At 70.2% G+C, this 26,684-nt stretch carries 19 protein-coding genes; 13 read left to right on the top strand and 6 right to left on the bottom strand.

The genetic code is table 11. The features are described from left to right. Positions 1–41: 41 nt before the first annotated feature. From AKJ08_RS17005 to AKJ08_RS20000, 3 genes are read right to left on the bottom strand one after another with little or no spacing between them, the layout of a single operon-like run. A complete protein-coding gene (locus AKJ08_RS17005) occupies positions 42–488 on the bottom strand; it encodes a hypothetical protein (RefSeq protein WP_050727163.1) in 447 nt (148 codons plus the stop codon). Beyond that, complete coding sequence (locus AKJ08_RS17000; protein ID WP_050727162.1) at positions 485–1,006, bottom strand: anti-sigma factor family protein; 522 nt, start codon at positions 1,004–1,006, stop codon at positions 485–487. The genes AKJ08_RS17005 and AKJ08_RS17000 overlap by 4 nt, the downstream gene beginning before the upstream one ends. Before the next feature lie 2 nt (positions 1,007–1,008). Continuing rightward, entirely contained in the window at positions 1,009–1,620 is a 612-nt protein-coding gene (locus tag AKJ08_RS20000) for a sigma-70 family RNA polymerase sigma factor (RefSeq protein ID WP_050727161.1), read from the bottom strand. A 532-nt stretch (positions 1,621–2,152) separates the two neighbouring features. Between AKJ08_RS20000 and AKJ08_RS16990 the strand changes: the two genes are divergently transcribed. The 7 genes from AKJ08_RS16990 to nagZ all read left to right on the top strand — a co-directional run bounded on the left by AKJ08_RS16990 (position 2,153) and on the right by nagZ (position 13,695). Continuing rightward, the gene (locus tag AKJ08_RS16990; protein WP_050727160.1) at positions 2,153–5,281 is read left to right on the top strand and encodes a DUF4175 family protein; all 3,129 of its coding nucleotides are present in this window, start codon (positions 2,153–2,155) and stop codon (positions 5,279–5,281) included. Next, positions 5,278–6,948 (top strand): peptidase MA family metallohydrolase, encoded by a 1,671-nt coding sequence (locus AKJ08_RS16985; RefSeq protein ID WP_157370779.1) that lies wholly within the window; start codon positions 5,278–5,280, stop codon positions 6,946–6,948. Before AKJ08_RS16990 ends, AKJ08_RS16985 begins: the two co-directional genes overlap by 4 nt. 19 nt (positions 6,949–6,967) lie before the next feature. Beyond that, positions 6,968–7,975: an AAA family ATPase gene (locus AKJ08_RS16980; RefSeq protein WP_050727158.1), complete on the top strand. Its 1,008-nt coding sequence runs from the start codon at positions 6,968–6,970 to the stop codon at positions 7,973–7,975. 1 nt (position 7,976) lies between these two features. Beyond that, positions 7,977–8,861: a DUF58 domain-containing protein gene (locus AKJ08_RS16975; RefSeq protein ID WP_050727157.1), complete on the top strand. Its 885-nt coding sequence runs from the start codon at positions 7,977–7,979 to the stop codon at positions 8,859–8,861. Between the two features lies 1 nt (position 8,862). Then, the gene (locus AKJ08_RS16970; RefSeq protein ID WP_050727156.1) at positions 8,863–10,941 is read left to right on the top strand and encodes a BatA domain-containing protein; all 2,079 of its coding nucleotides are present in this window, start codon (positions 8,863–8,865) and stop codon (positions 10,939–10,941) included. Positions 10,942–11,101: 160 nt separating this feature from the next. Continuing rightward, positions 11,102–12,523 (top strand): sensor histidine kinase, encoded by a 1,422-nt coding sequence (locus AKJ08_RS16965; RefSeq protein WP_050727155.1) that lies wholly within the window; start codon positions 11,102–11,104, stop codon positions 12,521–12,523. Between the two features lie 47 nt (positions 12,524–12,570). Next, the gene (gene nagZ, locus AKJ08_RS16960; protein ID WP_420806388.1) at positions 12,571–13,695 is read left to right on the top strand and encodes a beta-N-acetylhexosaminidase; all 1,125 of its coding nucleotides are present in this window, start codon (positions 12,571–12,573) and stop codon (positions 13,693–13,695) included. On the opposite strand, the gene AKJ08_RS16955 is transcribed toward nagZ, so the two are convergent. Then, on the bottom strand, positions 13,692–15,032 hold the full coding sequence (locus AKJ08_RS16955) for a response regulator (protein ID WP_338062172.1): 1,341 nt from the start codon (positions 15,030–15,032) through the stop codon (positions 13,692–13,694). The genes nagZ and AKJ08_RS16955 overlap by 4 nt on opposite strands. Positions 15,033–15,128: 96 nt before the next feature. On the opposite strand from AKJ08_RS16955, the gene AKJ08_RS16950 reads away from it, so the two are divergent. The 6 genes from AKJ08_RS16950 to AKJ08_RS16925 all read left to right on the top strand — a co-directional run bounded on the left by AKJ08_RS16950 (position 15,129) and on the right by AKJ08_RS16925 (position 21,792). After that, a complete protein-coding gene (locus AKJ08_RS16950; RefSeq protein ID WP_050727154.1) occupies positions 15,129–16,316 on the top strand; it encodes an ABC transporter substrate-binding protein in 1,188 nt (395 codons plus the stop codon). Positions 16,317–16,365: 49 nt separating this feature from the next. Beyond that, on the top strand, positions 16,366–17,268 hold the full coding sequence (locus AKJ08_RS16945; RefSeq protein WP_050727153.1) for a branched-chain amino acid ABC transporter permease: 903 nt from the start codon (positions 16,366–16,368) through the stop codon (positions 17,266–17,268). 2 nt (positions 17,269–17,270) lie between these two features. Beyond that, positions 17,271–18,332 carry a branched-chain amino acid ABC transporter permease gene (locus AKJ08_RS16940; RefSeq protein WP_082343299.1) on the top strand — a complete coding sequence of 354 codons (1,062 nt, stop codon included), beginning with the start codon at positions 17,271–17,273 and terminating at the stop codon, positions 18,330–18,332. After that, positions 18,329–19,138, top strand: coding sequence for an ABC transporter ATP-binding protein (locus tag AKJ08_RS16935; RefSeq protein WP_050727152.1), 810 nt, complete (start codon positions 18,329–18,331; stop codon positions 19,136–19,138). The genes AKJ08_RS16940 and AKJ08_RS16935 overlap by 4 nt, the downstream gene beginning before the upstream one ends. After that, a complete protein-coding gene (locus AKJ08_RS16930) occupies positions 19,135–19,860 on the top strand; it encodes an ABC transporter ATP-binding protein (RefSeq protein WP_050727151.1) in 726 nt (241 codons plus the stop codon). The genes AKJ08_RS16935 and AKJ08_RS16930 overlap by 4 nt, the downstream gene beginning before the upstream one ends. 624 nt (positions 19,861–20,484) lie before the next feature. After that, positions 20,485–21,792, top strand: a complete 1,308-nt coding sequence (locus AKJ08_RS16925) for a Fic family protein (RefSeq protein ID WP_205624749.1) — start codon at positions 20,485–20,487, stop codon at positions 21,790–21,792. A gap of 29 nt (positions 21,793–21,821) precedes the next feature. On the opposite strand, the gene AKJ08_RS16920 is transcribed toward AKJ08_RS16925, so the two are convergent. Together AKJ08_RS16920 and glnA are read right to left on the bottom strand one after the other, a co-directional pair. Further along, positions 21,822–24,905: a PPC domain-containing protein gene (locus AKJ08_RS16920; RefSeq protein WP_050727150.1), complete on the bottom strand. Its 3,084-nt coding sequence runs from the start codon at positions 24,903–24,905 to the stop codon at positions 21,822–21,824. A 111-nt stretch (positions 24,906–25,016) separates the two neighbouring features. Beyond that, entirely contained in the window at positions 25,017–26,441 is a 1,425-nt protein-coding gene (gene glnA, locus AKJ08_RS16915; RefSeq protein WP_050727638.1) for a type I glutamate--ammonia ligase, read from the bottom strand. Between the last annotated feature and the right edge of the window lie 243 nt (positions 26,442–26,684).

Raw genomic sequence — 26,684 nt, 5'->3', positions numbered from 1 at the left:
GCTCACCTCGGCCAGCCCGACCTGAAGCCGGGCTCTGTCCCCTACTTCACCTCGACCAGCGTCACCGGCACGAAGAGCACCCCGTCGCCGCTCTTGAGCGCCGGGCCGCCCACGACCACCGAGCCGTCCCGGGCGAGGGAGATGGTGGTGTCCATCACGCCGGGCACCGCCAGCTTGAGCTTGGCGCGGCCGTTCGCCTCGAACTTGGTGAAGGTGACGCTGAGCTTGTGGTCGCCGGCGAGGTCGACCTGGGTGGACTGCTTCTCCTCCACCGTGATCAGCCGGCTGCCGACGAGCTTGAAGGATTTGTAGGCGAAGTCGGCGAACTGCGTGCGGAACTTCGCGAGCCGCGGGTCGGTGTCACCGGGCTGCTTGCTGGCGAGGACCACGTCCACCGCTACCGTCGCGGCAGGTGCGGCGAGGACCTTGGCCGGCGCGAAGGCGCAGAGGAGCAAGCCTGCGGCAAGGAGCGAGCGAAGAGGGGTCATCGGCTTTCCTGCACGAAGATGATGGTGGTCCCCCCGGACGTCTTGAAGAGCATGGTCTCGTGATCGCCCTGTGCGTCGAGGGAGATCACGTTGACCGCGGAGGGGTCGCCGGCGAAGAGCAGCCCGGGCGGGATCGCGACGCCGGCATCGCGGTCGAGGACGAACGGCGTGATCGCCAGCGCCGCTGCGGCGGCTCCGCAAGCGCCGAGGGCGAAGCGCCACCGGCCCTGGTCGAGGAGGGGCGCGACCAGGCGGCGGAGGCGGACGGAGAGCGGCGGCACGTACGGCGGGATCTGCGCCATCACCGCGTCGGCGAAGCCGCTGAAGTCCACCTCGTCGGCGGCGTCCTCCCCGATCCCCCGCAGCGCCGCAGAGAGGGCGCGGTGGTCGGCGAGCCGGTCGCCGAGATCGTCGTCCGAGGCGAGGAGCGCCTCGATCCGCTCGGCATCCTGGGGCGAGAGCTCTCCGTCGGCGTAGGCCGAGAGGAGCAGCTCCAGATCATCTCGTGGCTCCATCATCGCTACCCTTCGTCCTCGCCGGAGGCGAGCGCCATTCGGTCTTCCCCGAGGTAGTCCTCGAGGAGTTTCTGCATCTTCGAGCGGGCGTGGAAGAGACGGCTCATCACCGTGCCCTTCGGGATCTCGAGGGTCTCGGCGAGATCCTCGTAGCTCATGCCCTCGACCTCCCGCAGGACGAGGATCTCACGGTGCTTCTCCGGGAGCTGCGAGAGCGCGTGGTTCAGCTTCTCGGCCAGCTCCCGCCGCAGCGCGGTCTTCTGGGGGTTCGACCCGAGCGCGCTCGCGATGAAGCCGGGCTCCGCGCGATCCTCGGTGCCGAGCGCGTCGTCGAACGCCACCGCCTCGTTGCGCTTGGCCCGGAGCTTGTCGATCGCGAGGTTCCGGGTGATCCGGTAGAGCCACGTATAGAAGGAGGACTCGCCCTTGAAGTGGGCGAGGTTGCGGTGGACCTTGACGAAGGCCTCCTGCGAGATGTCGAGGGCTTCCTCGCGATCCTTCACCATGGCGTTCGCCACGGCGTACACCTTGCGCTGGTACTTCTCGACCAGCAGCTTGAATGCACGTTGATCGCCCTCCTGGTAGCGGCGCACCAATGCCAGGTCGTCGAGTTCCAACCTTTTCGGCTCCGCTAGGTGACGGGATTCGAACGGTCCCGTCGCGTGACGAGGAAAACGAGGCGCATGGGGCGTCCGCGGACTCTCGAACGACCGGGCCGGACCCAGGCCGCCGATCGCGAGACCACGAGGGAGCTGACCTCTTGCAGCCCTCGGGTGGTTCGCCACGGCGGAGATGAGCTCGGCACCAGTCACATCGGGTTGGACGCGGGTCCGCCCCGAAAATTCACCGGACGCCCCTCCTCGGGGGATCGGCTCATTCCCCGGGGAAAGCGGTTCGACGCTAGCACGGCCCGGCGCGGCGCGGCAAGGAGCCGGCGTCGTGAAAGTCCAGGAGTTCCGAGGTGTTCGATGATACGATCGCTGCCGTAGCCGAGGCATGGGAGCGGGGGAATGGCCCGCGGCCGGTCCCGGTTGCCCAGCGGCCGCCGAGCACCATTCCCCGAATCTGTCCACCCGCCCGATGACCGACCCGATCCTTCCGTCCGATGCTCCGAGAGAGCCTCACTCGCAGGAGCCTCACCCAGAGGCGATGGACCCGGCGGTCTCGACCGCCTCGCTCGCGCTCGTGATCTCGCGGCTCAGGCGCCGCGCCTGGCTGGTCCGCGGCGGTGAGGTCGCTCTCGTCGGGGGCCTGGCGGCGCTGGCGGTGGTGGCCCTGGCCTCCCTCGCCCTGGGCTTCGGCTTGGGCGACCCGGTGCGGGGCGTGGCGGGCTTCGCGCTGGTCGCGGTGGTGGCCGCGGCGGCGATCGTGGCCAGCCGGCGGGCCGGCGGCAGGTCGGACGCGGCGCTGGCCCGGGAGCTGGAGGATCGGGATCCCAGGGCCGCCGGCCTCACCACCGCGGTCGAGCTCGCGGCGGCGCTTTCGGGCAGCAATCGGCCGGGCAGCAATCGGCAGGAGCGCAATCGGCCGGAGCGCGACCGGCTCCCGTTCTCGGAGACCCTCGCCCGGGCGCACATCGACGACGCAGCGCGCCGCACGATCCTTGTGGGGCCCAACGCCGCCTTCCCGCTCCGTTCACTCCGACCGGCCAGTGTCGCTGCCGGCGGCGGAGCGCTCTTCTTCCTCTTGGCGCTGGTCGCGTCGCCCCAGATGTCGACGGGCCTTCGCGCCCTGGTCCTCGGCCCCGGTACCCAGGGCACGCCCGCGCCGAAGGTCTCGCCGATCACCGGCGACATCGCCCTCACCTACGTCTACCCGCGCTACACGGGCCTGCCGCCGAAGACGGTCCAGGGCACGAACGGCGAGATCACGGCGCTTCGCGGCACGGAGGTGCACCTCGAGACCCGCGCGGACCGCCAGGTGGCGAAGGCGTGGCTGGAGACGGGCGGCGCCGCCACCGCGCTCGACGTCGAGGGAGGCCGGCAGCTCTCCGGCCGCCTCGCGGTGCAGGGGTCCGGGAGCTACGCCTTCCGCTTCGAGGACGAGCGCGGCAGGACCCTCGCCACGGGCCCGGCGATCCCGATCACCGTGGTGGAGGACGGGATCCCGACGATCTCGATCGACGCGCCGGTGGCGCAGCTCGTGGTGACGGAGCGTGACTCGGTGGAGCTGCGCTTCGAGGCCGAGGACGACTTCGGGGTCGCCGCGGTGGAGCTCGTCTACCAGGTGGCCGGCGGCGAGGAGCAGCGGATCCCGGTGGGATCCTGGTCCGAGCCCAAGCCGCGGGCGGGCGGCAGCCATGTGTGGGAGATGTCGACCCTGGGTGTTCGCCCCGGAGACGCGATCACCTACTACCTGCGGGCGAAGGACAACGACGCGGTGAGCGGGCCCAAGTGGGGCCAGAGCCGCACGCAGCGGATCGAGATCTTCTCGGAGGCGGAGCACCGGCGCGAGCTGATCGCGAAGGTGGAGGAGGCCTGGGAGAAGATGATCCTCGTGCTCGGCGATCGGATCACGCCGCGCGAGGGGCCGCGGAAGGTCGCGCCGGAGGCCCGGGTGGAGGCCGGCCAGCCGGCGGACGACGGCGTGCGCGAGGTGACGTCGACGCTGCAGGACGTGGCGAAGGCGCTCTCGGAGGACGAGCTCGCGCCGCAGGAGCTCCTCGCCGCTGTGCGGAACCTTGGAAATACGCTCGCGACGAAGGGCCTCGCCACGAGGGAGCTTCGCGGACGGGCGCGGCAGAGCACGCCCCGCGCCAGAGACGCGCTCCTTCCGCGCCTCGACGCCGCCGAGGGCGACGAGCAGCGCGAGCTCGAACAGGGCGTCCTCTACCTGGAGGCGCTCCTCGACCGGCAGCGGCTGGTGGAGCTCGAGGAGCTCTCGCAGGAGCTCGCCTCCGGAAGGCGGGAGCTCGCGAACCTCCTCGAGCAGTACCGCGGCGCTCCCGGCGACGAGGCGAAGGAGGCGATCCGCCAGGAGCTCTCGCGGCTCAAGGGCCGGATGGCGGAGCTGATGAAGCGCATGTCGCGCCTGGGCAAGGGGATCCAGGACGAGCACCTGAACGCCGAGGCGATGCAGGCGCTCTCGAAGGAGCGCGATATGATGAGCCAGCTCGACGAGGTCGAGCGGCTGATGGCGGAGGGCAAGACGGACGAGGCGCTGTCGGAGCTCCAGAAGCTCGGCCAGCGCCTGGACGAGATGTCGCGCGCTCTCAACGACGCCACCAAGGGGCAGGTGGAGAACGACCCGGCAATGCAGCAGCTCGCCGACGACATGGAGAAGTTCGAGAAGGATCTCAACGAGCTGGAGCGCGATCAGGACGAGCTCGCCAAGGCCACGCAGAACCTGAAGCGCGAGCAGGCCGATGCGCTGCGGCAGAAGCTCGGGCAGCAGGGCGGCGATCTGCTGGGCGAGCTGCGCGCGAAGATCGAGCAGGCGCGGGCGCACCTGGCGAAGATCCCCGCGGCGCGGATGCCCTACCGGATGGTGGACGACCTGGGCGGCGCCACCGAGCGGCTGGAGGATCTGCAGAACGCCCTGGCGGCGAAGGACTTCGACGCGGCCCAGGAGAGCGCGGCCAGCGCCCTCGCCCATGCCCAGTCGCTCGAGCAGGAGCTGGCGATGGCGATGCGCGACCGCTTCGCGGCCTCGGAGGCGGAGGCCTTCGGCAAGCTGCACGGCCACGCGAGCCAGGCGACGCCGCTGGTGCGCGAGGTGAAGGAGAAGCTGGACCAGCTCGTGTCGAGCCCCTCGCAGCGGATGAGCGGCGAGCAGCAGGAGCGGGCCCGGCGGCTGGCCCAGCGGCAGTCGGAGCTCGGCCAGCGGATGGAGCAGCTCCAGGGGCAGGCGCAGAAGATCGGGCAGCAGGCGCCGATCTTCGACGACGAGGCGCGGCAGCGGATGTCGGGCGCCGGCCGCTCGATGGCCGAGGCGGAGTCGAAGCTTCGGGGACACGATCCGGGCGGCGCGCTGGCGTCGGAGCGAAGCGCGCGCGAGCACCTCCAGGCGCTCAAGGCGGGGATGGAGCAGGCCAAGGAGAACGCCTCGAAGTCCGGTGGCGGGGGCTCGGGCGTTCCGGTGCCCTTCGCCTCCGGCAACGGCGGGAAGAGCGGCGGGCGCGGGCAGTTCGACGGCAAGGAGAAGGTCGCGATCCCGAACGCCGACCAATACAAGGCGCCGGAGGAGTTCCGGAAGGACATCCTGGACGCAATGAAGAAGGATGCGCCGGAGGGCTTCCAGGATCCGGTGCGCGACTACTACCAGGAGATCGTGAAGTGAGTCGGGTTCTCGCGAGTACGGCTTTTGGTGCGCCTCGCGAGGCGCGGCGGACGACGATCGCGCGCGCTGCGCTGCGGGCTGCATTCGCGATCGTGGCGATCGCCCTCGCGCTCCCCGCGTGGGCACAGGGCGCCCTCGTCTCGGCGGAGAACGCGCTGGCGGCCTGGGATCTCCCGACGGCCCGGGCCCTCGCCGACGAGCTCCGCCGCGCGCACCCCGCGGAGCCGAAGATCGCGCACCTCCTCGGCCGCGTGCTCCTCCACCAGGGCGACTACGACGGCGCAGTGCGGCTCCTGGAGGAGGCGGGCGCCTCCGACGGCCCCGGGAGCTTCCTCCAGGTGGCGCGGGACACGGGGCGGATCACCCACGCCTACATCGAGGCCGAGAGCGAGCACTTCGTCTTCCGCTACCCGGCGGGCAAGGACGAGATCCTCGTGCCCTGGGCGCTCCAGACCCTCGAGCAGGCGTACGCCGCCATCGGTGAGATCGTCGATTACAGGCCCGAGGGCGCGAAGATCCGCGTGGAGGTGGTGGCCGACGCGAACGAGCTCGCCCAGGTCTCGACCCTCTCCCTGGAGGCGATCAAGACCACCGGTACCATCGCGATCTGCAAGTTCGACAAGCTGATGATCACGAGCCCGAAGGCCCTCGCCCGCGGCTACGACTGGCGCGACACCCTCTCCCACGAGCTCGTGCACCTGATCGTCACCCGCAAGACCGCGAACCGCACGCCGATCTGGCTCCACGAGGGGATCGCCAAGTTCCTCGAGACCGCCTGGCGGGGCGAGCCCGGGCAGGCGCTCCAGCTCCCCTCGCAGGCGCTGCTCCGCGACGCGGTGAAGGCGAAGAAGCTGATCCCCTTCGAGAAGATGCACCCCTCGATCGCGCTCCTGCCTACGGCGGAAGACGCGGCCCTCGCCTTCGCCGAGGTCTTCTCGGCGATGGAGTTCGTCTACGGAAAGGATCAAAAGAACATCGCCTCGATCCTCGGGGCCCTGCGGGATGGCGCGAGCGATCGCGACGCCGTGGGCAAGCTCTTCGGCGGATCGTTCCCCCGCTTCGAGAGCACGTGGAAGACCTGGCTCGACGGGCGCACGTATCCGAAGGAGGCGGCGTCGATGGAGAGCCTCCACCTGAAGTTCAAGGACGACGCTCCGGACGAGCCCAGCCCGAAGGAGGCCGCGGAGAAGGGGGGCTTCCGCGACCTCACGGACCTCTCTGAGTTTCGGCAGATCAAGGACGCGCCGGCGCGCCGGGCGGCGCACCTGGGCGAGCTGCTCCGCGCCCGCGGCAAGACGGCGGCCGCCGCCGCCAAGTACGAGGAGGCGGTGGCGCGGGTGGGCGCGCAGTTCCCCAGCCTCTCGAACAAGTACGCGATCGCGCTCCTGGAGCTGAAGGAGAACGAGAAGGCGACGCGGGTGCTCCAGGCCTCGCGCAGGCTCTACCCGACCGATCCCCTCACCAACCTCAACCTCGCGCGGGCCTCGATGCAGGACGGGAAGAACGCGGAGGCGCGCGCGTTCCTCGAAGCGGCGATCTCCGTCAACCCCTTCGACCCCGAGGCGCAGGCGCGGCTGCACCTGGTGGCGAAGGAGCTCCAGGACGAAGATCTCTCCACGAGGACGGCCCGCGCGATGGGCCTCCTCGGCGCCCGCACGGACGACTGACACCACGAGTAGGAACCTCATGAACGATCTGGCAATTCGGACGGACGGTACGGACCTCGAGGCGGTGCAGCGGCTGGGCCGTGCCCGCGAGCAGATCCTGGGCGAGCTCGCCAAGCGGGTGGTGGGCCAGCAGGAGGTGATCGAGCACCTCCTGGTCTCCCTCTTCTCCCGCGGCCACTGCCTCTTCGTGGGCGTGCCCGGCCTGGCGAAGACGCTGCTGATCTCCACTCTCGCCGAGGTGCTGGAGCTCTCGTTCAACCGGGTGCAGTTCACGCCGGATCTGATGCCGTCGGACATCACCGGCACGGACATCCTCGAGGAGGACCGCACCACGGGCCGCCGCGAGCTGCGCTTCGTGAAGGGGCCGCTCTTCGCGAACATCGTGCTGGCGGACGAGATCAACCGCACGCCGCCGAAGACCCAGGCGGCGCTCCTCCAGGCGATGCAGGAGCATCGGGTGACGGCGGGCGGCAGGACCTACCCGCTGGAGCCGCCCTTCCTCGTCTTCGCCACCCAGAACCCCATCGAGCAGGAGGGGACGTATCCGCTCCCCGAGGCCCAGCTCGACCGCTTCATGTTCATGGTGGACGTGGGCTACCCCACCGAGGAGGAGGAGATCCAGGTGGTGACCCGGACCACCGGCGCGGCGAAGGAGCCGACGCGCAAGGTGCTCGGGCCCGAGGAGATCCTCGCCCTCCAGGAGCTGGTGCTGCGGGTGCCGGTGGCGGAGGACACGGTCCGCTACGCGGTCTCGCTGGTGCGAAAGAGCCGCCCCTCGAGCGAGGACGCGCCGGACTACGTGCGCAACTACCTCTCGTGGGGCGCCGGGCCTCGGGCCTCGCAGTACCTGGTGCTGGCGGCGAAGGCCCGGGCGGTGCTGCACGGCCGCTACGCCGCCGAGCGCGAGGACGTGCGCGCCCTGGCGCGGCCGGTGCTGCGCCACCGCCTCCTCGCGAACTTCACGGCGGAGGCGGAGGGCGTGACGAGCGCGCAGATCGTGGACCGCCTGTTGGCCGAGGCGAAGTAGCTTGGGCGCCAGCCTCCTCGATCCGAAGCTCCTCGCGAAGCTGGGGACCACGCAGCTCCGGGCGCGCACGGTGGTGGAGGGCCTGCTCTCGGGCCTTCACCGCTCGCCGCACCAGGGGCAGAGCGTGGAGTTCGCCGAGCACAAGGAGTACGCGCCTGGCGACGAGCTGCGCCACCTCGACTGGAAGGCGTACGGCAAGGTCGACCGCTACTACGTGAAGCAGTTCGAGCACGAGACGAACCTGCGCGCGTTCCTGGTGGTGGACGCCTCGGCGTCGATGGCCTACCGCGGCGGCGGGGGGCTCTCGAAGCTCGAGTACGCTTCCACCCTCGCGGCCTCCCTCGCGTACCTGCTGGTGCGCCAGCAGGACGCCGTCGGCCTCGTGGTCGCTGCAGGGAAGGAGGCGCGCTACCTGCCGCCTCGTGCGGCGCTGGGGCACTTCCCGGCGATCCTCTCTCGCCTCGAGGGCCTGGAGGGCAAGGGCACGACGGATCTCGCCGCGGCGGCGGAGTGGGTGGCGGAGCGGGCGCGGCGGCGCGCGGCGATCCTCTTCTTCTCCGACCTCCTCGACTTCCAGCCTGGCGCGGTGGAGCGGATCGCCGACCTCCGGCGGATGAAGAACGAGGTGACGGTCTTCCACCTGCTGGATCCCCACGAACTGGAGTTCCCCTTCGAGGACGCGACGCGCTTCGAGGGCATGGAGGGCGAGGAGGCGCTGGAGGTGGATCCGCGGTCGATCCGCGACTCCTACCTGGAGGAGATGGAGCGCTTCCGCGATCGGGTGCGCACGGCTTGCCGCGGGGCGGACGTGGAGTACGAGCTCGTCCGCACCGACGCGCCGATGGACCGCGCCCTCCTCCGATGGCTCGGGAAGCGGGAGAGCTAGCGTGGGGATCACCTTCGCCAATCCGGCCCTGGCATGGGGCGCCCTGGCCGCCGCGATCCCGGTCGCGATCCACCTGCTCCAGCGGCGCAGGCCGCGGCCCCATCCGTTTCCGGCGATCGAGCTGGTGCGCCGCTCCCGCGAGCGCAGCGCCAGGCGCCTGCGGCTCCGCCGGCTCCTGCTGCTCGCTGCCCGGACCCTGCTGCTGCTCTTCCTTCCCCTGGCCCTCGCGCGCCCGCAGCTCGCCCGCGACGGAGAGCTCGCCGCCGCTGCGGCGAAGGGCCCCGCGGCGACGGCCCTGGTCCTCGACGCCTCGATGTCGATGGGCTGGCGCGACGGGCGCTCCACCCTCTTCGACAAGGCCCGCGACGACCTCCGCGACGTGCTCTCGAGCCTCTCGGCGGAGGAGCCGGTGACCGTGCTCGTCTGCGACGGCGGCGCGGCTCAAGCGGCGTCCCCCAGCTTCGACCGTGCCGCAGCCCGTCGCGCGCTGGACGAGGCGCGGCCGACCTTCCTCCCGGCCGACCTCACGGCGTGTGTCCACGCCGCCGCCCGTGCGCTCGGGGACTCTCCCCTCGCCGGCAAGCGGATCCACGTGGCCACCAACCTCGCCGCCGCCTTGTGGAGGCTCGACGGCCCCTCGCCCTCCGTGCCCACCGAGGCGGGGGAGGTCCGTCCGGACGTGGTGATCGAGGACGCCGCCAGGGGCCGGGAGCTGCCGAACCGCGCCATCGTCGACCTCGCGATCGCGGCGGCGCCGGAGATCGGCCCCCGCGGCCGGGCCTTCGCGGTCACGGTCCGCAACTTCGCCAGCGAACCGGCCTCCGATCTCGCCGTGGAGCTCGTGGTCGGGGACGAGGTCGTGGCCAAGGGCTTCCTGGAGATCCCCGCTGGCGGCGCCGCGACCAAGAAGCTGGTCTACCGCTTCCCCCAGGCCGGGGCGGTCACCGGCGCCTTGCGGATCGGGGGCGACGCCCTCGCTGCCGACGACGAGAGGGCCTTCTCGCTGCCGATCCCCCGGGACCTGCGAGCGCTGGTGGTGGACGGCGATCCATCCCCGGTGCGCTACCGCGACGAAGCCTTCTTCGTGGAGGCCGCGCTTCGGACCGGCGGCGCCTCGCCCCTGCAGGTGACCACCGTGGACGCGGAGAGCCTCCCGGCCCGCGACCTCGACGGCTTCGACCTCCTGCTGCTCCTGAACGTGCGCGCGCCGGATCCTGCGATCGCCCGGCGCATCGCGGACTTCGTGGAGAGCGGCGGCGGCCTCTTCGTCTCGGTCGGCGACAACGTGGACGCCGACGCCTACAACGCCGTGCTCGCGGACGTGCTGCCGCGGCAGCTCCACCTGGTGAAGACCGCCGCGCAGCCCGGGAAGGAGGGCCGGCCCGCGAGCTTCGCCGGCCTCGACACCTCCCACCCGATCCTGCGGATCTTCTCGGGAGCGGCGCAGGAGGCCTTCCTCGGCGCCCGTACCTCCCGCTACTTCCTCCTCCAGCCCGGCCCGGCGGAGGGGATCCTCGCTTCGTTCGACGACGGCGCTCCGGCCCTCGTGGAGGGGATGCGCGGCAAGGGGCGGATCCTCCTCTTCACCTCCACGGTGGATCGCGACTGGAGCGACTGGGCGATCCAGACGAGCTTCCTGCCCACGATCCAACAGACGGCGGCCTACCTCTCCAGGACCCTGGAGGAGCACCGGCCCCGGGCGCTCCGGGTCGGCGAAGCGCAGCCGCTGGTCGCGCCGGAGGGCGTGCAGCTCGCCTCGGCGCGAGGGCCCGACGGCAAGGAGCGGCCGATCGAGGGCGGGCAGGCCACGGGCATCGACCGCCCGGGTCTCTACCGCGTCCTCCGGGCCGACGGCTCCGAGGCACAGGAGCTCGCCTTCGCCGCGCATCCCGATCCGATAGCGTCCGACATGAGACGTCTCGAGCCACGGGAGCTGGAGGCCTGGTTCGGCGGCGATCGTCTCCAGGTGGAGGAGTCGCCCCGGTCCCGGCGCCGGCAGGAGACGCCATTCTGGAGTCTTCTCGCGGCCTTGGCCGTGGTCGCGTTCGCCGCGGAAGGCTGGCTGATCCGAAGGTCGTAACTGCAATCGTCTGCGGCCGAACACTGGCTGACCGCCGTGTCTCAAGTGCCGTTTGTGATCGGTTGCCGTCCGGTGCAAAGTCTGCGCGCTTCGGTGGAACGACGTCGACGACCGGGACCGTGTGAGTCTCCGGGCGAGGCACACGCCCCAAGGAACGCACATGTACGCCTCCCCCGTGCCCGCTCCTGCGACCCTTTCGACGGTCATCTCGCTCTTCGCGGCCTCGCCCAACTACGCCGCCGTCCTGGAGGGCGAGGAGCTCCGCGTCCGCTGGATGAACGCGCGCTTCCTCTCCTGCCTTCGCCAGACCTTCGCTGCCGTGGAAGGTGGGTCCTTGGGCGATTTCCTCGCCTGCAGGGAGCTCATTCCCTACCTGCAGCGCGCCCGGGCCTCGGGACGCCCGCAGCCCTTCTCTCAGCTCCACAACCGCTCATCGCCGGGGGACCGCTGGCTCACCGGCGTCGCCACGCCGATGGACCGCTTCGTGGTCGTCCACGCCTACGACTCGACCTCGGAGGTCCGCGCGATGGAGCTCGGCTCCCTCGCGGATCAGATGCTCGAGCAGATCCCCTTCCCGGTGCTCCTCCTCTCGGAGGGCGGCGAGGCGGTGCGGATCAACAACCGCGCCCGCACCCGCCTGGGCCTCGCCCTCGGCATGGACATGCAGGCGATCGCCGACGCCGTGGAGATCGAGGACGATCACGGCCGGCGGATCGACTCGTCCGGGATCTGCATCGAGCGCGGCCTCGCCGGCGAGTCGATCGAGCTCCGCGGGAGCGTTCGCGATCGGCTCCTGGGCGAGCGGCGCGACTGCGTGATCCTCGGCGGCCCGGTCCGCACCCAGAACGGCGTGGCGGCCATGCTCCTCACCGCCTTCGACGTCACGGATCTGCGCAAGGCCGAGCGCGCGAAGGACGAGTTCATCAACGTGGCGGGGCACGAGCTGAAGACGCCCCTGACCGCGGCGAAGACCTACCTCCAGCTCGCCGCCCGGCGCGGCCTCGACGATCCGAAGGCCGGCGTGATGATCGAGAGCGCCCTCGATGCGCTGCAGCGCATGCACCGGCTGATCAACGACATGCTCGACACCGAGCGCCTCGAGACCGGCCGGATCGAGCTTCGGCTCGAGCGCCGCGATCTCTGCGCGCCGATCCGGGACTACGTCGAGCGCAAGCGTCGCGAGCTCGCGGGCGGGCGGCTCATCGAGCTGGATCTCCACGGGCCGCTCGATGTCGAGCACGATCCCCTGCGCATCGAGCAGGTGCTGGGGAACCTGGTCTCCAACGCGCTCCGTTACTCGTCCACCGACCAGCCCGTTCGGATCGTGGCCCGGGCCGAGAAGGGCTACGCCGTGGTGGAGGTGGACGATCGGGGCGAAGGGATCGGCCCCGACGAGGAGCTCCTGGTCTTCGACCGGCTCTACCGGGGACGGAAGTCGACGGGCGACGGCCTGGGCCTGGGCCTCTTCATCGCGAAGCTCCTGGTCGAGCTCCACGGCGGGAAGATCGGCGTGTCGCCGCGGCCCGGCGGGGGCACCCGCTTCTTCTTCTCCATCCCGCTGGCGGACTTGCTCTACCTCTAATCGGACAGCCCAGGATCGATCGACGCTGGTTCGGCGAAGGCGGTAGGCTGCCCCGCATGAGCGAGCTCGAGAAGGCGGCGGCGAAGCTGTTCTGCGTGGGATTCCAGGGCCTGGAGGGCGTGCCGGCGGAGCTCACCGAGCTCCAGCGCCGGGGCGTCGCCGGCGCGATCCTCTTCAAGCGCAACGTGGAGTCGCCCGCCCAGGTCGCGGCGCTGACCGCCGAGCTCCAGGCCCGCGCGGGCAGGCCCTTCCTGACCTCGATGGATCAGGAGGGCGGGCGGGTGATGCGGCTTCGCGAGCCGTTCACGCCGATCCCGGCCATGCGCGTGGTGGGCGACGCTGGCGCCGAAGGGATGGCGCGTGCGCTCGGCGCCGCCATGGGAGCCGAGCTCCGGGTGCTGGGGATCGACCTCGACTTCGCGCCCGTGCTCGACGTCGACACGAACCCGGACAACCCGGTGATCGGCGATCGGTCGTTCTCCCGGGATCCCGCGGCGGTGGCGCGGCTCGGCGCGGCGATGATCGACGGCCTCCAGGGCGCTGGTGTCGCGGCCTGCGGCAAGCACTTCCCCGGCCACGGCGACACGGCGCAGGACAGCCACCTGGAGCTCCCCCGGCTGCCCCACGCCCTCCCTCGCCTGGAGGCGGTGGAGCTCCAGCCCTTCGCCGCCGCCATCCGCGCCGGCGTCGCCTCGATCATGACCGCCCACGTGATCTTCGAGGCCCTGGATCCGGCCTTCCCCGCCACGATGAGCCGGCCCTCCCTCGACGGGATCCTCCGCGACCGCCTCGGCTTCGACGGCGTGGTGATCTCGGACGATCTGGAGATGAAGGCGATCGCCGATCACTTCGGGATCGAGGATGCGGTGGTTCGCGGCGTGAATGCCGGCGTGGACCTCTTCCTCGTCTGCCACAAGCCGGCGCTCCAGCACCGGGCGATCGACGCGCTGATCGCGGCGGTGGAGCGCGGCGACGTTTCGCGCGATCGCCTGGAACAGGCCGGGCGCCGGGTGGACACCCTCGTCGCGCGCTTCGCGAGGCCGAAGGATCCGCGGCCGTCCCTCGAGCTCCTGGGCTGCGACGCCCACCGCGAGCTGGTGCGCCGGGTCGAGGCGCTGGCGGGAGCGGCCCCCCTGACTCCCGGCCGCGATCCTACCGAGCGATCTGCCTAACCTCGCTTCTCGACGACCTTGAGGGAGAGGAGCGTGACCAGGGTGGAGATGGCCATCTCGGACGGCTTCTCTGCGCGGGCCACGAGCTCCGCCACCGTGCGATGGCCGTCGATCCGCGAGAGGAGGTTCGCCTCCCAGGGGTCGAGCTCGAGGTCCTCGCGCCGGTAGGCGGGATCCTTCGCCTCGACGAGACGTTCCTCGAGGGCCAGGAGGCGCTGCAATCGTTCGGGCGTGTAGAGCTTCTTGATCCCGCGGGAGATGAGCTGGGCCGGGTGGATCCCGAGGCGGATCGGCTCGTGCCGGGCCTTGGCCTGGAAGCTCATGGTGTAGCTCCCCTCCCGCCACGCGAAGACCGAGTAGAGGATCGACTTCACCTGCTGTGCGACGTAGTACATCCGCTCGGCGTCCTGCAGCAGGCCCATCTCGATCAGGATGTCGCCGGTGCGCCTCTTCCGGGCGGCGGCCTCGGTGGTGGCGCGCGTGAGCTGGGCCTCGTCGATCTTGCCCACCCGCATGAGGAAGGTGCCGAAGCGATCGGCCGCGAGGTTCGAGAGGGCGAAGACCGGCTGCCCCTTCTCGAAGTAGATGACCTTCTTCACCTTCCCACGCTGCAGGCCGAGCTCTCCCGTCTCCTGGAGCTGCCAGAACGCGGTGAAGAGCTGGGGAAGGTTGTCGGCGAGGTCGCCCGTGCGGCTCCGGCCGTCGGGGCTCACCTCCTCGCGGCGGAGGAGGGGCGGCGCACGGAGCAGCGGCGGCGGCGCCGGGGGAGCGCGGAGCTGGACGTCCTCTCCCGTGAGAACGGCCTTCACCGAGGGCCCGCTGACGGAGATTCGCCCGGTCAGCTCCAGCGCCGCGATCGGAGTGTATTCGCGCTCGTCCACGTCGATGTCGAGCTCGACCTCGAACTCGGGCTGCCGCGGCCGCGCCTTGGGCGCAGGGACGATCTCGCGGACCGCCTCGAGGAGCTTCGAGGCCTCGAAGGGCTTCTCGAACCAGCCCGAAGCGCCGTGGCGCGATCGGCCTTCGAGAGAGTGCTTGGCGCCCTTGAAGACGCCGGTCACGAAGAGGAAGGGGACCTTCTTGGCGGCGAGGACCTTCGCCACCTCGTGCCCGACGAGGTCGGGGAGGAGGATGTCCACCACGGCGACCGCCGGCGTCTCGGCGGCGATCGCGTCCAGCGCGGCCTTGCCGCGGTAGCAGGTCTTGGTGCGGTAGCCGGCTTCCTCGAAGATCTGCGCGAGGAGATCCGCAAGCTCCCGATTGTCGTCCACGATGAGCAGCAACGGTGCCATGTCGGGGAAGGCGTAGCCCGCAGGGCGCACGGGTGTCAACCGCACATGGCCTCGTCCGAATCGTCACGCCGTGAACGCCGGCTGTTGACGCACGCGAATCCGGCGTTGTTCAATATCGCATCCCGTCTGGAGGAGCACCTCATGCAGGGTTCCCGGCCTCTCATTCGCGTTGCCGTGCTCGCGGCTTCCGTGTTCGCGCTGCTTACTGGATGTAAAGCCAAGGAACAGGGAACACCGGAGGGCGCGGCGAAGGCGTCGGGATCCTCGCCGTCGGGCGAGTTCCTCATCGGCGAGGTGAGCAGCCTCACCGGCCAGGAGGCGACCTTCGGGACGTCGACCCACAACGGGGTCCTCCTCGCGGTGCAGGAGATCAACGAGGCGGGCGGGATCAACGGGAAGAAGATCCGCGTCATCACCTACGACGATCAGGGCAAGCCCACCGAGGCCGCGGCGGCCGCCACCCGCCTCATCGTCCAGGACAAGGTCCACCTCCTCTTCGGCGAGGTGGCGTCGGCGCGCTCGCTGGCGATGGCGCCGATCGCTCAGGGCAAGAAGGTGCCGATGCTCACCCACGCGTCCACCAACCCGAAGGTGACCGAGGACAAGGACTACGTCTTCCGCACCTGCTTCATCGATCCCTTCCAGGGCGCGGTGATGGCCCGCTTCGCCCGCGACACGCTGAAGGCGAGCAAGGTCGCGGTGCTCCGCGACGTGCGCAACGACTACTCGGTGGGCCTCGCGAACTTCTTCGTCGAGGCCTTCGAGAAGTCGGGTGGCCAGATCCTCGTGGACCAGAGCTTCTCGGCGGGCGACATCGACTTCAAGGCCCAGCTCACGGCGATCCGTGCGACGAACCCGGAGGCGATCTACGTCCCCGGCTACTACACCGACGTGGGCCTCATCGCCCGGCAGGCGCGAGAGCTCGGCATCACGGTGCCGCTCCTCGGCGGCGACGGCTGGGACTCGGGCAAGCTCACGGAGATCGCCGGCGACGCCCTCGACGGCTCGTACTTCTCGAACCACTACTCCCTGGACAACCCCGACCCGCGGATCCAGAAGTTCCTCAAGACCTACCAGGCCAAGTTCGGCATGGTCTCCGACGCCATGAGCGCCCTGGCCTACGAAGCGATCTACCTCGCGGCGGACGCGGCGCGGCGCGCGAGCAGCACCGAGGGTGCTGCCCTCCGCGACGCCCTCGCGGCGACCAAGGACTTTCCGGGCATCACCGGCACGATCACGATCGACTCCGAACGGAACGCGATGAAGCCGGCCGTGATCGTGGCGATCAAGGGCCAGAAGTGGGTCTACGCGGGGACCGTGACGCCGTGAGCGGACGCATCGTCGCGACCGGTCCGTCCGTGCGGAGCCTCCCGCCCCGATGAGCGAGCTACTCCAGCACCTGGTGAACGGGCTGTCGCTCGGCTCGGTCTACGCGCTGATCGCCCTGGGCTACACCATGGTCTACGGCGTGCTGCAGCTCATCAACTTCGCCCACGCCGAGGTCTTCATGCTCGGCGCCTTCGGCGGCTTCTACTCGGCGCGCTGGCTCCCGGCCTTCCGCGAGGAGCCCCGCTTCCTCGCGATCCTCGTGCTCTCGATGGCGTTCTGCGCCGGCGTGGGCCTCGCGATCGAGCGGCTCGCCTATCGCCCCCTGCGCGACAAGCCCCGCCTCAACGCGCTGATCACCGCCATCGGCGTCTCGATGCTGATCCAGGCGGTGGGCCAGCTGCCCTGGTTCATGGGGCCCTCGCCGCAGTTCTTCCCCACCCTGCTCCCCAACGGCCCTCTCGTGGAGCTCGGCGGCGTGTCGATCACCCGGCTGCAGGCGGTGAGCTTCGTCTCCGCCCTCGCCTTGATGGCGGCCCTGCACCGGCTGATCTTCCACTCCAGGCTCGGCACCGCCATGCGCGCCGTCTCCTTCGACTCCCGCGTCGCCTCGCTGATGGGGATCAACCCCGACCGCGTGATCGCCTTCACCTTCGTCCTCGGCTCGGCCCTCGCCGCCGCCGCCGGGATCCTGGTGGGCATGAGCTACCCGCGGATCGAGCCAATGATGGGCGTGATGCTCGGCCTCAAGGCCTTCGTCGCCGCCGTGCTGGGCGGCATCGGCAACCTCAAGGGCGCCATGGCCGGCGGGATCCTCATCGGCCTCATCGAGGCGCTGGTGGTCGGCTACGGCACCTCGAGCTACCGCGACGCCGTGGCCTTCGGGATCCTGATCTTCGTGCTCCTCGTGAAGCCCTCCGGCCTCTTCGGCCGGGTCGCGACGGAGAAGGTCTGAAAATGGAGGCCCACGGAATTCCGGACGGCTCCGCCACCGCCGAGCTCCCGCCGGGAAACGACGCCCTGGCGATCCGGATGCGGAGCGCCCTCCCCGCGCTGGTGGGGGTGCCGGCCATCGCCCTCCTCGCGTGGCTCCTCCCCGGCACCAACGACTCGTACCTGGTGTACGTGGCCGGCCTCGCGGGCATCAACGTGGTGCTCGCCGTCAGCCTCAACATCGTCAACGGCTTCACCGGTCAGTTCTCGCTGGGCCACGCCGGCTTCATGGCGGTCGGTGGCTACGTCGCCGCCTCGATCACCCTGGCGGTCGGCAGCCGCTGGCAGCTCGCCTTCCTGCCGGCGGCGCTCTCGGATGGCCTGCTCTTCTTCGTCGCCACACTTGCTGGCGGCGCGGCGGCGGGGCTCGCCGGCCTCCTGGTGGGCCTGCCCTCCCTGCGGCTGCGCGGCGACTACCTCGCGATCGTCACCCTGGGGTTCGGGGAGATCATCCGGGTGCTGATCGAGAACATGCAGGTGGTCGGCGGCTCCACCGGCCTCCTCGGCATCCCGCCTTCCGCCACGCTCTTCTGGATCCTCCTCTGGATCTTCGTGGTGGTCCTGTGGTCGAAGCGGCTGCGCGCCTCCACCCACGGGCGAGCACTCCTCGCCGTGCGCGAGGACGAGGTCGCCGCGGAAGCGATGGGCGTCGACACCACCGGTTACAAGGTGCGGGCCTTCGTCGTCTCGTCGTTTTTCGCCGGCGTGGCGGGCTCGCTCCTCGGCCACTACCTCCAGCTCCTCTCGCCCAGGGACTTCACCTTCCTCAAATCGATCGAGGTGGTGGCGATGGTGGTCCTCGGCGGGCTCGGATCGATCTCCGGCGCTGTGATCGCCGCGGTCCTCCTCACGATCCTCCCCGAGGCGCTGCGCCCGCTCCAGGACTACACCGGCCTCGACTTCCGCATGGTGATCTACTCGGCCATGCTCGTGCTCCTGATGCTGTTGCGTCCGCGGGGCCTCCTGGGGAGCCGGGAGCTCTGGGAGCGCCGGGCTCGGCGCCGAGCGCCGCCGGAGGCCACATGAGCGGCGCGCCGATCCTCCACGCACGGAAGGTCTCGATCACCTTCGGCGGCTTGAAGGCCCTCTGCGACTTCGAGCTCGCGGTGGCGCCCGGCGAGCTCGTGGGCCTGATCGGTCCCAACGGCGCCGGCAAGACCACGGCCTTCAACGTCCTCACCGGCGTGTACCGCCCCACCAGCGGCGAGGTCGCGCTGGGCGGCGAGGTGGTGAGCGGCCTCCGCCCCCATCGGATCGCGTCCAGGGGCCTCGCCCGCACCTTCCAGAACATCCGCCTCTTCAAGGAGCTCAGCGTCCTCGACAACGTGCGGATCGCCTGCCACCACCGCTCGCGGATCTCATGGCTCGGCAGCGTCGTCGCCGGGGTCCGGAGCGCGCGGGAGGAGGCCGAGATCCTCGCCCGCGCCGAGGAGAGCCTCGAGCGGATGGGGCTGCTGCACAAGCGGCACGAGCTCGCGCGCAACCTCCCCTACGGCGAGCAGCGGCGCCTGGAGATCGCGCGGGCCCTCGCGACGGGGCCACGCTGCCTGCTCCTCGACGAGCCTGCCGCCGGCATGAACGCCAGCGAGAAGGTCGAGCTCATGGCGCTGATCCGAAGGATCCGCGACGAGCTCGGCGTGGCGATCGTGGTCATCGAGCACGACATGAGGCTGGTGATGGGCGTGTGTGAGCGCCTCTGCGTCCTCGACCACGGCGTGCAGATCGCCCACGGTTCGCCCGAGGCCGTGCGCCGCGACCCGCGGGTGATCGAGGCCTATCTGGGCACGCAGGACGGCGACGCCCACGGGCCGCTCCAGGAGGCACGCCCATGAGCCACCTTGACGCTGCCCTGCTCCGAGTCGACGGGCTGCACGTTTCATACGGCGCGATCCGGGCACTCCACGGCGTCTCGCTCGAGGTCCGCCCCGGGGAGATCGTCGCTCTCATCGGCGCTAACGGCGCGGGCAAGAGCACCACGCTCCGCGCCATCTCCGGCATGATCGCGCCGTCGTCCGGGAGCATCAGGCTCCGCAGCGAGGAGGTCACCGGCCGGAAGGCCCACGAGCTCGTGCCGAAGGGCCTCGCCCACGCGCCCGAGGGACGGGGGATCTTCCTCAACCTCACGGTCACCGAGAACCTCCGGATGGGCGCGTTCCTGCGTCGCGATCCGTCGGGCATCGAGGCGGACCTCGAGCGCTCCTTCGCGCTCTTCCCCCGCCTGCGGGAGCGGCGCGCACAGGTCGCCGGCACCCTCTCCGGCGGCGAGCAGCAGATGCTCGCCATCGCCCGGGCCCTGATGAGCCGCCCCGGGCTCCTCCTCCTCGACGAGCCCTCCCTCGGCCTCGCCCCCCGGATCGTGGAGCAGATCTTCGACATCCTCCGCGGCGTGAACGCGGACGGCGTGGCGATGCTGCTGGTCGAGCAGAACGCCGCCAAGGCCCTGCAGCTCGCCAACCGCGCCTACGTCCTCGAGACCGGCCGCATCGTCATGGAGGGCGGAGGCAGCGACCTCCTCGCCTCCCCCGACGTCCGCCGCGCCTACCTCGGCGGCTGAACGATCGATCGCTCGGTCATCGATTCCGTACCAAAGGCCGCGTTCGTCATCGATTTCCCACCCCGGTCATCGATTCCGCACCAAAGGCCGCGTTCGTCATCGATTTCCCACCCCGGTCATCGATTCCGCACCGAAGGGCGCCTTCGTCATCGCGCCTCCACTCCGGTCATCGATTCAGTTCCTGGAGCCGCTTCCATCTTCATTTTTCCATCCCAGTCATCGATTCCGTCCCGAGAAAGACCGGCTAATCTCTTTCGCAGCTCCGTCCCAAGTAGGCTCGCCCCCCTATCGAGGGGCCGGCCGATCGACCCGCCTTAGATCTCATCGAATTTTCTCCAGATCAGGTTATTCTCATCGTTTCTGATCGTGAGTCATCGATTCTGCACCGAGGTGGCACTTGGACAAGCTCACTAACGTCCCGATGGGACAGGCGGCGCTCCTCCGCCGCCTCGAGCTTCGGGTTCCCCCCCGGCCGTCGAGAGCTACTCGATCGCGGGCACGCGCCGAACCGAGGTCTTCCCGGACGGGCGGACGGTCGAGTGGTATCCGCGGAGCTACCAAACCGACGGATCCAATGCCGACGACCTCCGATTCGCGCTCCGCTACGAGCCTCTCGACCTTCGCGTGCTGGCGGCAGCCTTTCGCAAGATCGATCCCGCGGAGATCGAGGCGTGGGTCCGGAGCGAGCCGACTGGAGCCTACAGCCGGAGAGCGTGGTTCCTATACGAAACCCTCACCGGGACGAGGTTGGAGCTCGATGACGTTTCGGCGGGGAGTTACGTTCCCGCGCTGAATCCCGACCTCGAATTCGTGGCCGAGAGGCGCAACTCCCCCCGCCATCGGGTGATCGACAACCTGCTCGGTGGTGCCGGGATGTGCGTGTCCGTTCGGCGGACCGCTCGGCTCGCCGAGCATGCGGCGGCCCGGACGGACGAGGAGGCCAAACGCCTCGTCGCGGGCTTCGACCAGACGACCCTGTCACGCGCAGTAAGCTATTTATACACAAAAGAGACCCGGTCCTCGTTCGCGATCGAGGGGGAGAGCCCGAGCCCGAACCGTGCGGAGCGATTCGTCGCCTCTCTCCGTGACGCTCCCAATTTCGACCTTGGCGACAAGGCCTCGTTCGTCGACCTGCAGCGCCAGATCGTGGAGTCCCGGTATGCATCCCTGGACTGGCGGGACCACCAGAACTTCGTGGGAGAGACGATCAGCGGTTACCGCGAAAAGCTCCACTTCATCTGCCCCAGGCCCGGGGATGTCCCGCAGCTCATTACCGCCTGGATGGCGATGGCGCAGCGGCTGATCGGGTCCGATGTCGACCCGGTTATCGCGGCGGCGGCGATCGCCTTCGCCTTCGTGTTCATCCATCCCTTCGAAGACGGAAACGGGCGCCTTCACCGATTCCTCATCCACAGCGTCCTCGCTCGCCGCGGATTCAGCCCGCCCGGCATCGTCTTTCCCGTCTCCGCGTCGATCGTTCGGAGCCGGCATCTCTACGACGAAGCGCTCGAGAGCTTCTCGAAGCCGCTCTTCGAGTTCATCGACTGGCACTTCGACGACGAGACCGAGCTGGTGGTCGAGAACGAGACCGCCCACCTCTATCGGTATTTTGACGCCACCGCGCTCGCCGAGTACCTGTACGACCGCGTAGTCGACACGGTTCGGCACGACCTCGCCGAGGAGCTGGGTTACGTCGCGGTCTTCGACCGGGCCCTCGCCGGCGTTCGCGAGATCGTCGACATGCCGGATCGAAGGGCTACCCTCTTCGTTCGCCTCTGCATGCAGAACGGCGGTCGTCTCTCCAACACGAAGCGATCCACGTTCTCCGAGCTCGACGACGACGAGATTCGGAGGCTCGAGCGCTCCGTTCAGGAGGCGATCCGGCAAGAGCGTACGCTCCACCCGGGGATCATGGAGAGCGAGGGCTCGTAAACCCTCGCTCCCTCTTCCGCGCCTGGAACCTACTCCACGTGGAGGGTGAAGGGGCCGCCGCCGGCCGCGCCGCTTACAACCAGGTGGTAGGTGCCGGTGGCGGTGGGAGTGAAGCGCAGCGTCTCTGGGACGCCGGCGCCGGGAACGTCGACGCCCGCCAGGCACTGCGGCGCGGCGCAGGAGCCGACCACGTAGAGTGCCGGGTCGTATCCCGCACTTGGCGTGAGAGTCGCGGTGAAGGTCCGCCCTGCCGTGAGGTTCACGGAGTAGAAGACGTCGTTTCCGTCGGTGTAGTAGCCCGTGCAGCTCTGGGCGAGCGGGAACGAGAGGGTGTTGGTGGCCCACGTGGTGTCGCCGGTCACCGTCTGCGGGATCGCGAGCGAGGTCGCGTCATCGCAGCGATCGTTCGCGACCACGGCCGGCAGCGTGGCGCGCAGCGTGAAGGTCGCCGCGACGCCGGTGGTGGAAGCGACGCGGAGCTGATGCGTCCCCGCGCTCACCTGCCGATCGAGGCGCTGGGTGGTGCCGGGGGCCGGGCACGGCGACTCGGGCGCGCAGCCCGCGTCCACGAGGGAGAGGCTCAACGGGGCGCTGCCCCGGACCTCGGCGACGAGGCGGGACGGCCGGTCGACGGTGAACGAGTAGAACACGTCGGGCGAGAGAGGATCGCAGAGCGCGCCGCCGGACGGCGAAGCCCCCTCGGTGGAGCCCTGGACGGTGACGGTCGCCGGCCCGAGGGTGAGCGCCGCGCCGTCGCCGCAGCGATCGTTGGCGGGCGGATCGATCACGGGCACCCGCCTCAGGGCCAGATCGAAGGGTCCAGCCTGGTCGCCAGCGCCGCCGACCGTGAGCACGTAGTCGCCTCGCGCCACCCTGGGCAGATCCAGCACGCCGACGCCCTGGACGGCGGCGATGCAGGACATCGTGCCGGAGCAGGCGGCGTCGCGGAGCGAGAGGACGGCGCCGAAGGGAGCCCCCACCCGGGCGACGAGGCGGGCGTCGTCGTCGAAGCGCAGGGCGAACGACCGCTCGCGGCCCGGGTCGCCGCAAAGGTTGCGGGCGCCGAGCCGCTCGGCGAGGTTGGTCCCGTCGGCGCGCGCCCGATCCGCCCGGCCATCGAGGAGGAGCGGCGAATTCCCGCACGCGAGCCTCTCCGAGGTCGCGAAGTAGAGGCGAACGCTGGAGGGCTGCGGCGTCCGCGGAGTGACCCGCACGATCACGCGGGTCGCGGCAGGGGACCCGTCCCACTCCGCGAGCCGCCCGCCCCCGAGGTAGCTGACGGTAGAGGTGCGCACCCCGGACAGGCTGGAGCCATCCGCGTTGAAGAGCGCGACCTGCGCGTCGCCGTCGGCGAGGAAGGCGTAGGCCGAGAGCGCGTGGTTGGCGGGCACATCGACCGAGTAGAAGCGGCCGCTACACGCGGTCAGCCCGTCGAACCAGGTGTTCGCCGGCAGGTTGCGCGCATTGGCGACGCTGTCGCTGGGAGAGAGCGGGTCGGTGCAGGCGGTGAAGGCCGCCTTGGGCAGCACGACGTAGTCGCCCCCGACATCGCCGGTGACCCGGAGGAAGTAGCGGCGCGCCGCCGCCGTCGGCAGGGCCTTGATCATCAGGCGCTGGTCGATCGCCCGCTGCTCGCGGCGCACCCGCTCCGGGCCCGGCTCGAACCACACCAGCGAGAAGTCGAGACCGGGCGGAGCGGAGAGGACCGAGACGTCGAGGGGCGAGCCCGCTCCCGCGGAGAAGGCCAGCCAGTCCTCGCCGTTCGCACAGACGGTCCTGGCGACGGGCGCGCCCAGGCCGACGGCCCGCGCCGCGGACGGACCGGCGGCGTCGCCCGCACAAGCGGTGGGCTCGCAGGCGCCGCCCGCGCAGATCCGGCCCATCGTGCACGCGGCGTCGGAGTCGCAACCCGGCAGCTCCGTGCACGCGCCGGCCTCGCACCAGAGACCTGCCCTGCAGTCGAGATCGCTGCCGCACTCGCGGCAGGCGCCGCCCGCGCAGACGCCCTTCGCGCAGTCGGAGTCGGTCGAGCAGGTCGGGAGATCCGCGCAGGTCCCGGCGGCGCAGACGCCGCGCGCGCACTGGTCGTCGGTGCGGCACGAGAGGCACGCTCCGTCGACGCACGCGAAGCCGCCCTTGCACTGGGCGTCCGAGGAGCACGGAGAGTCGATGCGGCAAGCACCCGCGACGCAGCTCCGCCCGGAGCCGCAGTCGCTCGCCCCGACGCACTCCACGCAGGCCGAGCCCGGGCCACAGTGGGGCACCCGCGGGTCGGCGGCGCAGTCGGCGTCCGAGGCACAGGGGCCGATGGCATGGCAGCCGTCCGCCTCGCAGATCGCGCCGGGCGGGCACGCGGCGGGTCCGTCGCAGCTCATGGGCTCGCAAGCCGCGTGGCCCACACAGCGCTCGCCAAGGCCGCAGCTCGAGTCGTCGAGGCAGACCACACACGCGCCGGTGGCACGATCGCAGAGGGGGCCGTTCGGGCTCGACTCGCAGTCGCGATCGGAGGTGCAGCCCGCGGGAGGCTCGCACGAGCCGTCGACGCAGTTCTGGCCCGCGGGGCAATCGTCCCCGAGGCGGCAGGCGACGCAGTCGCCGTTCGACGCACAGAAGGGATGCGCCGGGTCCCGACAGTCCTCGTCGCCTTCACAAACGACGCGGTCCGGCACACAGGCGCCGGCGTCGCAACGCTCGCCCTCGCCGCAGTCGCCGGCGCCGAGGCAAGCGACACATGCCGCACCATCGGCGCTGCAGCGCGGCGTGGGCGCTTCACAGTCCGTGTCGGTGGTGCAGACCGTCCCCACGCAGAGGCCGACCTCGCAGGTCCTTCCGGCGGGACAGTGGTTGTCGTCGAGACAGGCCACGCATCGGCCGGTGTCGCGCTCGCACAGCTTCCCCCTCGGATCGAACTGGCAGTCGTTGTTCGACTGGCAGCCCTCGTGGCCGGGATCCTCGCGATCGACGCAGACGCCGGCCCGGCAGTCCTGGCCTGCCTTGCAGACGACGCCGCGGCAAGAATCGTTCGGGTCCTTCGAGCCGCCGTCACCGCAACCGGCGGACAGGAGGAGGAGGAAGACCGCAGCCACGGATTCGAGGAAGCGTGTTGGGCGCATCCTCGAGATGTATCACGCGGGCAACGGCTCGGGGAGGCCGCCCCGCTCATTTGCCGGGAGCAGGACGGGGCCCTCGGAGAGCCCCGCCTCCGCTCCTCGGCGCGCTCTTCTTCAGATGTCGAAGTAGAGCGCGAACTCCATCGGAGAAGGCCGCATCCGGCTGGGCGTGACTTCCTTGTCCATCTTGCTGTCGATCCAGATCCGGATCACGTCCTCGGTGAACACGTCGCCCTTGAGCAGGAACTCGTGATCGCGGCGGAGGGCCTCGAGGGCCTCGTCGAGAGAGCCCGGCATCTTCGGGATGTCGCGGAGCTCCTCGGGGGAGAGGCCGTAGATGTCCTTGTCGAGGGCCTCGCCCGGATCGATCCGGTTCTCGATCCCGTCGAGTCCGGCCATGAGCATCGCCGCGAAGGCGAGGTAGCCGTTCGCCGCCGGATCCGGGGAGCGGAACTCCATCCGCTTCGACTTCGGCGAGGGCGAGTACATCGGGATCCGCACCGCCGCCGAGCGGTTGCGCGCGGAGTAGGCCAGGTTGATCGGCGCCTCGAAGCCGGGAACGAGGCGCTTGTAGGAGTTGGTGGTCGGGTTGCAGAACGCCGCCAGCGCCGGACCGTGCTTCAGGATCCCGCCGATGTACCAGAGGGCGAGCTCCGACATCCCCGCGTAGCCGTCGCCGGCGAAGAGGGGCTTGCCCTGCTTCCACAGCGACATGTGCGTGTGCATGCCGCTGCCGTTGTCGCCGACGAGGGGCTTGGGCATGAACGTCGCCGTCTTCCCGTGCCGGTGGCTGACGTTCTTCACGATGTACTTGAACCACTGGAGCTGGTCGGCGCTCTTGACCAGGCTGTTGAAGCGGATGTCGATCTCCGCCTGGCCCGCGGTCGCCACCTCGTGGTGCTGCCGCTCCACGCGGATCCCGACCTGCTCCATCACCAGGCACATCTCGGTGCGGATGTCCTGCTGGGAGTCGGTGGGCGCCACCGGGAAGTAGCCCTCCTTGTAGCGGGGCTTGTAACCCAGGTTCCCGCCGGGCTCGTCGCGGCCGGTGTTCCACTGCCCTTCCACCGAGTCGAGCTTGTAGAAGGCGTGGTTCGGGCCGTGGTCGTAGCGGATCTCGTCGAAGATGAAGAACTCGGGCTCGGGGCCGAAGTACGCGGTGTCGGCGATGCCCGTCCCCTGCAGATAGCGCTCGGCCTTCATCGCGATGTTGCGGGGATCGCGGCTGTAGGCCTCCTTCGTGATCGGGTCGAAGATGTTGCAGATCAGCGAAAGGGTCGGGTGCTTCATGAAGGGATCGAGCACCGCCGTGGTCACGTCGGGGATCACCAGCATGTCGGAGGCGTGAATCGCCGCCCAGCCGCGGATGGAGGAGCCGTCGAAGCCCAGGCCCTCCTCGAAGATTTCTTCGGAGAGCTCGGACACCGGGATCGAGAAGTGCTGCCAGATCCCGACGAAGTCCATGAACTTCAGGTCGATCATCGTGACCTTCGCCTCGCGGGCGAGGGCGATGACATCTTTTGCAATCAGCGCTGCCATCTCTTTGCTCCCCATGGGGCCCGACCGCCGGGCCCGCCTTCCCCAGGAGCAAGGCCCCTGCCAACGCACAAGAGCGGCCCGACGGGCCTCCGCGGCAGATTTTGCCGCTCCCGGCCGGGGCTACTGCACGATTCCCGGGCATTCGTGCCCGGAAAATAGGCAGGAGTGATCATCCAAGTCCGGAGCGGACATTGATTTATGACGGGTCGATTTCTAGGATGGACAATCCTCCATGGCCCGAAC

This window comes from Vulgatibacter incomptus (genome assembly GCF_001263175.1).
GTDB lineage: Bacteria > Myxococcota > Myxococcia > Myxococcales > Vulgatibacteraceae > Vulgatibacter > Vulgatibacter incomptus.
This window is presented reverse-complemented; position numbering and strand designations above follow the sequence as displayed.